Source organism: Microbacterium pullorum, from assembly GCF_014836535.1.
Taxonomy (GTDB): Bacteria; Actinomycetota; Actinomycetes; order Actinomycetales; family Microbacteriaceae; genus Microbacterium; species Microbacterium pullorum.
The window spans coordinates 387340-400037 of record NZ_JACSQP010000001.1 but is presented as its reverse complement, the minus strand read 5'-3'; the positions used below and the strand labels follow the sequence as shown (position 1 = coordinate 400037).

6 protein-coding genes are annotated in these 12698 nt (G+C 63.6%); 2 read left to right on the top strand and 4 right to left on the bottom strand.

Translation table 11 applies throughout. The features are described from left to right. Window positions 1-92 precede the first annotated feature (92 nt). Window positions 93-1109, top strand: coding sequence for a zinc-dependent alcohol dehydrogenase (locus H9651_RS01950; RefSeq protein ID WP_191717401.1), 1017 nt, complete (start codon window positions 93-95; stop codon window positions 1107-1109). 387 nt (window positions 1110-1496) lie between these two features. After that, a complete protein-coding gene (locus tag H9651_RS01945; protein ID WP_191717400.1) occupies window positions 1497-4499 on the top strand; it encodes an SIR2 family NAD-dependent protein deacylase in 3003 nt (1000 codons plus the stop codon). A 230-nt stretch (window positions 4500-4729) separates the two neighbouring features. On the opposite strand, the gene H9651_RS01940 is transcribed toward H9651_RS01945, so the two are convergent. From H9651_RS01940 to H9651_RS01925, 4 genes are read right to left on the bottom strand one after another with little or no spacing between them, the layout of a single operon-like run. Beyond that, window positions 4730-5740, bottom strand: coding sequence for a restriction endonuclease (locus H9651_RS01940; RefSeq protein ID WP_318244719.1), 1011 nt, complete (start codon window positions 5738-5740; stop codon window positions 4730-4732). 11 nt (window positions 5741-5751) lie between these two features. Further along, window positions 5752-8868 carry a type I restriction endonuclease subunit R gene (locus H9651_RS01935; RefSeq protein ID WP_191717398.1) on the bottom strand — a complete coding sequence of 1039 codons (3117 nt, stop codon included), beginning with the start codon at window positions 8866-8868 and terminating at the stop codon, window positions 5752-5754. Continuing rightward, window positions 8865-10187, bottom strand: coding sequence for a restriction endonuclease subunit S (locus H9651_RS01930; RefSeq protein ID WP_191717397.1), 1323 nt, complete (start codon window positions 10185-10187; stop codon window positions 8865-8867). Before H9651_RS01930 ends, H9651_RS01935 begins: the two co-directional genes overlap by 4 nt. Then, entirely contained in the window at window positions 10184-12169 is a 1986-nt protein-coding gene (locus H9651_RS01925) for a type I restriction-modification system subunit M (RefSeq protein ID WP_191717396.1), read from the bottom strand. The genes H9651_RS01930 and H9651_RS01925 overlap by 4 nt, the downstream gene beginning before the upstream one ends. Window positions 12170-12698: the final 529 nt, after the last annotated feature.

Here is a 12698-nt window from a genome sequence, read left to right as displayed (position 1 = left end):
TCGTTTCACCCGCATTTCCGAACACTGTTCGACTACGCTGGAGATGGTCGCGCGAACCCTGCCGACCAGGTCAAAGGCGCCAGGAGGGCCCCATGAAATCTGTCCACATCACCGGTGTCAACCAGATCGACTGGGTCGAGGTCGACAAGCCCGAGGTCGGACCCCGCGACGTGCTGCTGCGCATGCGCGCGTGCGGCATCTGCGGCTCCGACGCGATGTACGCGAGCTACGGCGGCATCCCGCCCCGTCAGGGCGCCACTCCCCTGGGCCACGAGCCGGCCGCGGAGATCGTCGAGATCGGCGCCGAGGTCGAGGGCTTCACCGTCGGCGACCACGTCGTCATCGACACGATGCGCTTCACCGACGGGCTGCTCGGCTCCGGGGGCGCCCAGGGCGGTCTGACCCCGTACGTCGTCGTGCACGATGCCGCGCCGGGTGTGCAGCTGAAGGTCATCCCCAACGATGTGCCGTGGGATGTCGCCGCGCTCAACGAGCCGATGGCCGTCGCCCTGCACGCCGTCAACCGCACCGGCGTGAAGGAGGGCGACAAGGTCGTCATCTTCGGCGCCGGACCCATCGGCCTGGGCGCGCTGCTCGGCTACCGCCGCAAGGGCGCGAGCCACATCGTCGTCGTCGACGTGATTCCCTCTCGCCTCGAGAAGGCACTGGAGATCGGTGCGGATGCCGTCATCGACTCGTCCAAGGAAGACGTCGGCGCCCGCCTGGTCGAACTGCACGGCGACGGCGCCACCCCGTGGGTGCGGGGCGTGCGTCCGGGCACCGACATCTACCTGGATGCCGCGGGCGTCTCTGTCGTGCCGCAGACCGCCGCGAACATGGCAAAGCACGGTGCCACGCTCGGCATCGTCGCGGTGCACAAGAAGCCGGTGGAGCTGGACTTCGGCGGCATCCTGCAGTCCGAGCTGAACATCGTGTGGGCGATGGGCTACCCGACCGAGATCTTCGAGGTGACCGACGACATCGTCGAGAACTGGGAGAAGTACGCGAAGATCATCAGCCACCGGTTCCCGTTCGACCAGGCGCTCGAAGCGCTGAAGGTCGCGGCGACGCCGGGGGCGGCGGACAAGGTGACTGTCGTGTTCGACTGAGGTTGTTTGTGATTACGGCCCGCCCTTCCGGTTTGGAGGGCGGGCCGCTTCAGGCGCCGGACGACGCATGTCTAAGCCGCGCTGCCACGCAGCGTCGCGCACCGCGCGCTATTCACGCCGTGCAGCTAGCTAGGCAAGTCGAACTCAGCCTTCGATTACCGTTGGAGCACGCTCGGGATGGACTCACGGGTGGCTGGATCAAACGGCTCCACGCTCTACCGTGAATGCCCCGCGTCATGAGAAGTCCCGCTGGGTCGGCGTCGGCAGGCATAGGCATACGCCCGCAGCCTGGACGACTATGGCGACGCACCGTCGACATGTTCGACGCCGCACCGCCACAGCATGCCAAGATCGGCATGTTGCTCAATGGGAGAGTCGGAGGGTCAATTGTCGCTCAATGCGTTCGCGCGCGCGGTGTCGTCGTCAGGGGTTGTGTTCGTCGTGGGGACCGGCGCGTCGGCCGCGCTCTCCGGCAAAGCGCCAACCGCGACTTGGTTGGGCCTTCTGGAGAGCGGGCGAGCACGTGCAGAACAGACCACCACTCAGGCAAGCGGCTGGAGCGCTCTCGTCGACATGCAGATCTCGTTCGCACGTGAGACGGGCAGTTCAGAGGCCGTCATCGGGGCAGCGGGAATGATCACCTCCGCACTGGGCGGGAAAGACAGCCAGAACTTCGCAGACTGGCTGAGGGCTGAGGTCGGACAACTGCCTCTCCAGGATGACCGTCTCGCGAAGGCGTTGTGCGCTTATCCATTTCCGATACTCACGACCAATTACGATGATTTGATCGAAAGGGCCTCGGGGCGACCGAGCGCGACATGGACCGACGCGGCCCATTTGCAGCGACTGCTAGCTGGCGAGTCGGAGGCGATCGGTCATCTTCATGGGACCTGGGACCAGCCGGGGTCGCTCGTCTTGACGGAGAGTGACTACGCTGCGGTCGTGGCTGACGCCGCCACGCAGGCGCTTCAGAAGGCGATCTCAAGTGTGAAAACCCTCGTCTACGTCGGGTTCGGTGCAGGAATGGCTGACCCCAATCTCGGCGAACTACTCAAGTGGCACCGACAAACATTCCAGAACTCCGGCGTCCACCACGTGCGACTTTGCCGCGCGCGAGAGGTCGATGACCTACGGCGAGAACACGCCAACGACGCGATTGAACCTGTGGCTTACGGCGATAACTACGAAGACCTTGCGCCGTTCCTGGAAGCGCACCTTCAGCCAACAACGGCGCTGAGTTTGACGCCGGCGGGCATGGCGCGCGACGCATTCGCTGAAGCTCGCGAAGAGCTCGCACTGAACATGCGTTCAGAATCGGTACTCGAGGAGCTGCTAGACGTTGCTCATTCTGGTGAGGCGGGCGTCATCTTGCCGCCGATCCTCTCGTCGGTGCCGCACTCCGTCCTAACCAGACGACGACGCGGCAGCGGGGCCCAGAGATTGCCTCGACTTCATGCTGCTGACATTGCGCGTAGCGACGACTTCGTCGTCGTTGTCGGAGACGAGGGCGCGGGCGTCACGACGGCGCTCAAATGGCTCGCCAATGAAGCTTCGCGTGAGCTCGGAGCGGCCGCGCCGATTTATGTCCCATTTCATGAGTGCCGCGCCACTAGAGTTCCGCTGGGAGCCGCCATCGAAGACCGCGCGCGCCAGCTCGGCCTCATCGCTCGGCGAGGCGACGCGGTGCCAGACATCGTTTTGGCGCTCGATGATTTTGACCCGGAGAAGCCGCGCGTGTCGACTCAGGTGATGGGTGAGCTGGCACAGGGGGTTGCCGTCGCCACGTATGTCGGTTGCCGGAGCGGACGCGAGGAGGAGATCGTTGGCCAGCTTCGAAGCCGAGGCGTCATCCCGCGCACTGTTTACGTCGGACGACTCCGAAAGTCCGACGTAGAAATTCTCGCGCGTTGCGTCGCGCCCTCTGAAGGCGAGCGCATTGCCGCCGAACTCATCGAGTTTCTGGACAACGAGGGACTGCAACGTACTCCGTTTAACGTGACCCTGCTCCTGTACTTGCTCGTGAGCGGAAAAGCACCAGAGGTTTCGTCATCCATTTCCCTGCTCGACTCCTATGTCGAGTTGCTTCTCATGCACGGGGATCCACACCATGCAATCAGTGGGCCGCTGACGGGTCGCGATGTCGAGGCAATTCTCACCATCCTCGCGCAGCGCATGGTCGAGGCGAAGGTCGATCGGTTCGACGAAGTACGGACGCTTGAAGTCGTTCAGTCCGCAATCGACTCGTTCAGTTGGCCTGCATCAGCCAGCGAGGTCGTGGCGTTCTTGCTCGGCCGCCGTGTCCTGCGGCGAGACGGCACGGAGGTCCATTTCTCACGGAGCGCGGTGTTCCTCCTATATGCAGCGAAGCGCGCGTCGGCGGACCCCGACTTCCGCTCTCTGATCACGTCGGACGTCTTTTGGTACGCGCCGCTTGTGACGCGTTATGCCGCCCTCGTTCGGCACGACCGAGAGCTCTTGGCTAGGTCCCGCGAGGCCGTGCTCAGCGTCCTCGATCAGCCTCTGGAACTGGGCTCTCCGTACGACGTCATGGCCCCCATCGAAGTGATAGGCCCCGAAAGCCACAAGGAGCTGGCGGTCACGCAAGCACCCAGGCTCGACATTGAGGACTATGACGTACCGGAGGGTGGAGACCGCATCAAGTACAACCTTGTCCTGGAGAAGATGCGCCCGCCAGCCGTCACGCGCCGCATAGTCGAATTTTCCTCCGCGGTGCTACGAGACTCCGACCAGGTCGCCGATCTAGATCTCAAACGAGACATGCTGGAGAAGGTCCTTGAGACATGGGGTCGCGTGATCGCGATGCACTCTTTCGACGCCCGCCAAGCAGATTTCCAGGCCTACCTCACTCGAATGGTCGAACTTTCCAGCGACGACACCGACTGGAAATCCGATGAGGACAAGGCGGACTTTATCGAGTCCCTCTCGAAGTCAATCCCTGTCGCGACCGCGGTCGGAGGAATGACGACGAAGCTTGTTACGCCGAAGCTTGAGCCGGTGTTCTCCGCTGCGATCACTAACGGCGGATTTCAATCAGGCGCAGAGAGGATCACGGCGGGGATGCTCTTCGCGGTGATTCTCGGGGCGCCCAGCTGGCCACAGCAGGTGATGACGCTTCTGAACACTGCGGAGAATACCTGGATCACCAGCAGCTATCTTCGCTGGATGTGCGAGGACCGCTACGTTTCGGGTCCACCGTCAGACAATCTCGACGACGTGCTGAAGCTGTGCGTCCTCCTCCGCGATCGGGCCTACAAGTATGGGAGCGCGTCGGACAGGGCGAGCGCGCTCGACGGATATCGCCAGGGTCTGCGGTCGGCGCGGCTTGCGGATCGTGCAACACCGGCAGATAAAGAAGATACCGTCGCGTAGCCCGCCACTTATGATGCAGCGGCACCCATGGCCGCTCCCATGGTCTCGACGAATACCTCGCGCTCGGAGTGCAAATCGACTCCGCGACGCGCGGCCGGGTCGCCGAGCCGAGCGCGTTCCAAGATTCATCATCTTCGCCGCGGGGCCGCTCGCAAGGCTGGGGGTTCTTGCCGCGGGCGTCCCGATCCTGATCCTCCCCCTGTCGCGTCAATGGGAAGCACCGGCATGACCTAGCGTTCCGCGGCATCCGCCACGACGAGCACCCGGGTGAGCGGGATGATTGCACGCCAAGGTTCCGGGAGCTCCGCATAGTTTTCGAGCACCATCGTCACGACGTCCTCCCCCGACAGTAACCGGAGCCCCGGACGCTGGCGTTCGATCGCGAGCGCATCACGCGAGTAAGCGCCGAGCGTGACGAACAGCGACAGCTCGCCAAGCCCTTGAGTGCCGATGAGCTGCTGGACCTCCGGGGCACCTACCGTGCCGGTCTTGTGCTTGCACTGCACCTTGATCTGTGGAGGTTCCACGCCTAGCGGGTCGCGATGCGCGATGACATCGACACCACCGTCCTGCGAGTACTGCGTGACTCGCGCTTGATACCCGAGTGCACGCAGTAGTGCGGCGGTGAACTCCTCAAACTCCTCATGGCTGAGCTTTCGGTGCAGCGTTTCGAGCACGAAGTCACGCGTATGACGCTCAATCCTGGATGCACGCGGTTCGTCGATCTCATCGTCCGTAGCCGTCTGCTCCGCCGCACGGTCAACAGTCTCGGCAATTTCGTCCAGCGATTCCCCGGAGCTCCGTAGCGCAGCCAGGAACTCATCGACGTGTCGACGCACTCGAAACACCGCAAGCACGGAACCGATCTCGTAGAGCGCGGCCTGCGAGAAGAGGGTCCGAGGCAGTCCCAGCCGCTTCCACTCCACCCGTCGTCGATGGCGATGCACCCGAGCCTCGGGATCGAAGTAGTAATCACTTGTGACTACACCCAAGTTGATCGTCGAATCGGGCTTGTACGGCGCGACGATCACATCACCGATTCGCATCTCGTCGCGGAACCGAGTGAGCACGCCCGCCTGCCCTGCGATGGACCGCGGTTTGGCGTCGGGGTCCGCCCCTGCAAGGGCGGATTTGAGGCCCTCGCGCCCGCCGCCAATGGAGCTCAGATCAGGCAGGTCGTCCCACCCGAGGCTGATAAAGCCTTGGTCTACAAGTTCGGTGGTCAGGACGTTGTTGTGCACTCCCCATACATTCACGCTGAAGCGCTCCCCTCTGTCGCGCGGTCCTTCAGGTACTCGTACAGCATCGCCGGTAGCGCCTTCCCGAGCTCCGCATACAGCCCGCTGTCACTGAACAGGTCGTCGATGAACGCGGGGGTGTCGTCCCGCACCCCGAGCAGAGCCTTCGTGAACGCCTTCGGCAACGCCGGCGACTCCGCGAACTGCTGCGGAGTGTTGACGGCGGCCTGGTTGGCGAGGTCGGGGTCGAGGGCGAGCTTGCCGACGATGTGGTTCATTGTGATGTCGATGACGCCGACGCCGTACTTGTCTCCAAGCCGTTCGTTGAGCTTCTCGATGATCTCCTCGAGCGCGCTGCGGTGCTTCTCATGGATCGCGCCGGAACCGATCGCGGTGATCGGGTCCAGGCCCGGCCCCTGCTCGAGGTTGAGCTTGACGGCCTCGCCGGGTGTGATCTTGTAGCCGGCGAGCTGCACCTTCGAGATGTCGACCGGTTCCTCGTATGTCGCGGTGGACAGCTGCGGCAGGATGCGTCGGAGGAAGTAGTGGCGGCGGGGTAGGTCGGTGTCTTCGAGGTTGCGGGCTTGGGAGATGAAGTCGTAGAACTTCACGAACTGGCCAGCATCCGATTTGAACAGCTTCAGCTCGTCCTGCTCGACCTTGTCACCGCCCGTGACGGCGTCGAACCATCGCTTCGAGAACCGGTCCACCGCGGGCTTGGTCGCAGCGGACACCTTCGAGTTCGCGTTCGTGCCGCCGGCCAACGCTGCGTCGAACGCCTGCTCGACTTCGCTCATCGTGTAGATGCCGGAGGCGTCAAGTTTCGTCACGAGGTCGTAGATGAGGTTCGGGTCCGTCGTCGCGGTGAGCGTCGCCTTCCGGTAGTAGGGCAGGAACGCGTCGAGGATGTCCTGTGGCTCGTTGACGAAGTCCAGCACGTACGTCTTGTCCTTGCCCGGGTAGGTGCGGTTCAGCCGCGACAGAGTCTGCACGGCCTGCACCCCGCCGAGCTTCTTGTCGACATACATCGCGACCAGGCGCGGCTGATCGAACCCGGTCTGGAACTTCTCCGCCACGATCATCACGTTGTACGTCGACGGCTTGAACGCCTCCGCCAGATCCGAAGCGCGCAGGCCCGGGTTCTGCGTCCTCTCCGTCAACCCCTCACCCACATCCTCCGGGTCGTCCACTGTGCCCGAGAACGCGACCAGGGAGCGGACGCCCAGGATGTGCGCGTCGGCGATGTACTTGTCGAGGTACTTCTTCCACCGCACCGCTTCTTTCCGGGACCCGGTGACGACCATCGCTTTCGCCTTGCCGTCCAGCAGCGGCTGCGCGAAGGTGCGGAAATGATCGACGACGATCTTCGCCTTCTGGCTGATGTTCGTCGGATGCAGCCGCACGTACTGCACCAGCGCTTTCGCCGCGGTCGACTCATCGACCTCCTGATGGGCGGTGTAGTCGTCATCGGGGTGCTGCAGCTTCCACGCCACCTTGTACGGGGTGTAGTTCTGCAGCACGTCGAGGATGAACCCTTCCTCGATCGCCTGCTGCATCGAATACAGATCGAACGGCTCCGGCAGATCCCCACCCTCGGGCACCCGCCCGAACAGCTCCAGCGTCTTCGCCTTCGGCGTCGCGGTGAACGCGAAGTACGAGATGTTGGGGGCCGATGCAGTGACCTCCATCGCCCACTGCAGGTACGCGTCCGAATCGATCGGCGCGCCCTCCGCGACCGCCGCCTGCTCATCCGGCGACAGCACCTTCGTCAACGCACCGGCAGTCGACCCGGTCTGCGACGAGTGCGCCTCATCCGCGATCACCGCGAACCGTCGCCCCTGCAACTGCGGCAGCGACTGGACGGCCTTGATCAGCGCCTCGAACGACTGGATCGTCACGATCACGATGTTCTTACCGCCGACCAGCGCCGCCTCCAGCTCCTTCGACTTCGACTCCCCCGACTCCCGGGTGATCGACTGCACCACCCCGGCCTGCTTCTCGAACTGGCTGATCGCGTCCTGCAACTGCTTATCGAGCACCGTCCGGTCCGTCACGACCACAACGGTGTCGAACACCCGCTCGTTGCTCTCGTCATGCAGCTGCGACAACCGGTGCGCCAGCCACGAGATCGAGTTCGTCTTACCCGACCCCGCCGAATGCTGCACCAGATACCGGTGCCCCGGACCCTCCGTCCGAGCCGCGTCGACCAGACGCGTCACCGCCCGCCACTGGTGGTACCGCGGGAACAGCACCTTCTCAGTCCGCGTCTTCTTCCCCGTGTCCGGGTCGACCTCGACATCGACCTGCAAATGCACGAACGACCCCAGCAACTGCAACCAGGTGTCGCGCTGCAGAATCTCCTCCCAGAAATAGGAGGATGCCGACCCGTGAGGGTTCGGCGGATTCCCCGCGCCCTCGTCGTACCCCTTGTTGAACGGCAGAAACCGGGTGCTCGGCCCGGCAAGCTTCGTCGTCATCCGCACCTCGCCGTTGGAAACCACGAAATGCACCAGCGAACGCTTCGCGAACGAGAACAACGGCTCCCCCGCCGGATCCCGATCAAACTGATACTGCGCCACCGCGTTACCGATCGGCTGCGTGAAATCCGTCTTCAGCTCCACCGTCGCTACGGGAACACCGTTGACGAACAGCACCAGATCCAACGCCTTGTTCGGATGCTTTACCGAGTAATGCACCTGACGCATTACCCGCACCCGCATCTTGCCGTACGCCGCGAGCGTGTCCGGATTGTTCGACGTCGCCGGCCGGAACTGCGCCATCCGGAACTTCACCGCACCACCGTGCAGCGGCACCATCGAGAACCCCTCGCGCAAGATACGCAGCGTACCGCCGTGCTTCAGCGGATCGTTGTCGAGAGCCTTCGCCAGACGGGACAGGATGTCGCGACCAGCCGCTTCACGCTGCGCATCGGTGTCCGCTGGGCGGACGACCTTCGCGAAGTCGGTCGGCTGCGAATCTTTCAGCCACCCGAGCACGTCCTCTGGGAACAAGGCGAGCTCACGGTCATAGCCCGCATCGGTCGGCGAGTACCGCCAACCGTTCGCGGCCAGATGCTCCGCGATCTCACTCTCCAGCACCGACTCCAGATGTGCCCCGGCAACGTTGCTCATGCACCCACCCCCACGTCGATCTTGCCCGTCACAGCCGCTGAAATCAGCGCGGCGCGGCGCTCACGCGCGAGTTCGATCGCGCGTCTAGCCGCGCGGATTGCGTGGTCGATCGCTGCGGTCACTTCGGCCAGATACGCGGCGATCGATGTTTGCTGGTCCTCGGGAGGCATTGCGAACTGAAGAGAGTACAGCGTGGAGGACGTCAGCTGATTGATCGTGGTTGTCGCGAAAGCCCCAAGGCTCGATGTGAAGATCGCCGAGTTCAACACCCAACGGAGATACTCATTCATCGGCGTCCGCAAGACTGCCATGAACGCACCCCAGGTTTGCCCGAGGACTTCGTCGGTGGCGAGCGCATTCTTGCCGATCAGTCGCGCGCTCCCGTTCCGGGCGCAGATCACTATGTCTCCGTGTCGCAACCTGAGTGGTTTGGGAATTGGCTTCGAGACGTATACCCGGTCCGCCAGGTTGAGCCGGCCGTCCTGGACGTTGCCAGCACGGATCACCAAAGTCCCTCCGTCACCTTCGTCGCAGATGTCCTCTGGAGAGTATGTGAGGCCGATGATCACGCGGCCAACGTTGCGGATGCGACTCACAGTCCAGCCGACAGGGATCGCGCCAAGTACCGAAACGCCACTTTCCTTGAGCTCCGCCGTGTCATCGAGACCCTTCGTCACAGCCTTTACGATGCTTGCGGAGCGGCGCTCGGTGAGGAGGGCGATGAGTTCCTCGTTCTTCGCGATGAACGCGTCGATCCGCGCCGTCTCCCGATCCAGATAGTCCGCAATCGCGACGGCTTCTTCGACCGGTGGCGTTGGTGCCCTGAAGTATCGGATCGTCGCCTGGCCGAGACCGACCCGCGTCACTCCCGGCGTCTTCGCTTCGAAGTAAGCCTTCGCGTAATCGGATTCGAGCAGGTATTTGAGGAATCGACCGCGCCGTTTGTCGATCGGCCGGTAGATGCTGAGGTGGTATCCGTACACGGTTCCCGGCAGGTCCTTCGGCACGTACGAGGGGATCCCGATGTCGTCTGCGGTCTCCGAGTCTTTCGTGAATGGCACGTCTCCTGCGCGAACCGAGAACTTCGCGATTTGTTCAGAGGTCGCGGTTGCCGCCATGAAGCCCGAGCTGTCCACGATCTGGTCGCTGTAATACACGTCGGTGTAATTGCAAAGCTTGACCACCCGCTCACCCTCGTAGGTCTTTTTGTCCACCGTGCTCGTGAGAACCCGTGCCAGGGTGACAGCGGGCTGCACGTCCCAGTGGCTTGGAACCTCACCGAGAAACTCCACGCCTGAGTCGCGCATGGCGCGAGTCATCGTTCAACCTCTTCGAGCATGGCGCGAAGCTGGTCCATGACGGCTTCGAGGTCGCGGTCGATCTCTTCGAGCGGGCGTGGCGGGACGTAGGTGTAGAAGTGGCGGGTGAAGGGGATCTCCGCACCTTCTTTGGTCTTGGCGTGGTCGACCCATGCGTCGGGGGCGTACGGGAGGACTTCGCGGGCGACGTAGGCGTCGATGTCTTCGTCCCGCGGGACGTTCTCGGTGTCGCGCAGCGACGCGTCGGGTTCGGGGTTGCCCATGGCGTCGCGGCACACGTCGGCGGTGTCGTCCTGCTCGCCGAGTTCCATCGTCACGGTCTTCAGCAGCGGGGCCCCGAGGGTGAGTCCCTCTGCTTTCGCGGCTTCCTTGAGGGTCTTTTGGAACTCGGCTCGGTTCTTCCACGTTCGGGGCGTTTCGGCTCGCTCCGCTCGCTCAACGGCCGGGGGGGTGGCAAGTCGGTCGAGAGCGGCACGGAGGGCAGCGGCATCCGTCTCGCTCAGCTTCTGCACCGCCTTCGCCTCGAACACGGCGTCGATGCGCTCGGGCGTTGCCTGCCAGTTGAGCTTGAGGGGGCGCTCGACGGTGATGGTGCGGTAAAGGAAGTCCTCGTTGCGGAAGATCTTCGAGTGCTCGCCGTCTTCAAACCCGGAGTACAGGCCGACGATGGTCTCGATGTTCTGCGCGGACAGTTCGTTGCGTTTGGAGCCCAGGCCTTTGCGGAGCTTGGTGAACATCTCACGGCCGTCGATGAGCTGCACCCGGCCCTTGCGGTCAGCATCCTTGCGGTTGCTGAGCACCCAGATGTAGGTGGAGATACCAGTGTTGTAGAACATGTCCTTCGGCAGCCCGATGATCGCCTCGACGAGGTCGTTATCGAGCAGCCACTTGCGGATGTTCGACTCCCCGCCGCCCGCGCCACCGGAGAACAGCGGTGACCCGTTGAGGACGATCGCCATGCGGGCGCCGCCGTCTTCAGGTCGGCGCATCTTCGACACCAGGTGCAGCAGGAACAGCATCGCCCCGTCACTGACCGACGGGGTGCCGGGCCCGAACCGGCCGTTGAAGCCAAGCTTGGCGTGCTCATCCTCAACGAACTGGCGCTGGTCCTTCCAGTCGACCCCGAACGGCGGGTTCGACAGGCCGTAGTCGAACTTCTTGTCCTCGAAGGCGTCCTCGGTAAGGGTGTCGCCGAGCGCGATGTTGTCGACGTCCTGGCCCTTGATGACCATGTCGGCCTTGCAGATCGCGTAGGACTGGTCGTTGTAGTCCTGCCCGTACAGGCTCAGCTGGATGCCAGGGTTCAGGGTGCGCAGGTAATCGTCGGCGACCGAGAGCATGCCGCCTGTGCCGGCGGTGGGGTCGTAGATGGAGCGGACCGCGCCGGGCTTCGACAGCGCGTCGTCGTCGAGTGCGAACAGCAACTCGACCATGAGCGTGATGACCTCGCGGGGGGTGTAGTGGTCACCCGCTGTCTCGTTCGAGCGCTCGTTCGCCCACCGGATGAGCTCCTCGAACACCAGACCCATCTCAATGTTGCTCACCGCGCGCGGGTGGAAGTCGGCCTGCGCGAACTTCTCCGTCACCGAGAACAGCTTGTTCTTCTCCGCCAGCTTGTTCAGCGTCTTGTCGAACTCGAACCGGTCAAAGATGTCCCGCACGTTCGGCGAGAACCCCGCCAGGTATGCGGAGAGGTTTGCGCGGAGGTCCTGCGGGTCGGCGACGAGCTTGGCGAAGTCGAAGGCGCTCGTGTTGTAGAACTCGTGACCCGACGCCTCGGTCAGCTTGATCGTCTGCAGCATCTCGGGCAGCTTCTCCACGGCGGGCACGACCTTCAGCACCTCAGCCTTGGTGTCGGCGAGCACGGCATCAAGCCGGCGCAGCACCGTGAACGGCAGGACCACCGAGCCGTACTCGGAAGGCTTGAACGGGCCACGCAGAGACTCTGCGATGTTCCAGATGAAGTTGACGTGATTGACCACGGGCGGGCACTCCGACTGTTGCTATGGGCACGCGGCTACGCCGCCACGCTTCTTCTCCCATCCTCGCTCATGGCGTGGGCTCCGATTACAACTGGCGCCCCACGCCTGTGAAGCGCACGAGGGCACGAGGGGCAATCCCCCAGGCGGCGTTCGCCCCCCCTAGATCGCAAGCTCATGGTGTCGGGGGCAGTCGTTACCTTGAGCGTGCAGACAACAGCTGCCGACTAGAAGGAGTTCAGCATGAGAGTTTCGGCGTACTACTCGAGTAACCAGTCCGACCCCGACGTACACCACAACCAGAGCGACTGTCCGAGCGGGCAGCAGATTCCGGCATACAACCGTCGCGCCGGTACCAACGGTTGGCCTCTCTGCGGGCACTGTAGCTCGATGTGATCATGGGGGTGGGGCCGAACGAGAGAGCGGGTCCCACCCCCATCCATTGATGCTCGCGCTCTCACCGAGCTCCCCCAGGATTCGGGAGCCCGCCGCGCCCTTGCGAGCAGACCTCATTCGTGCGCGCGATGGCGCA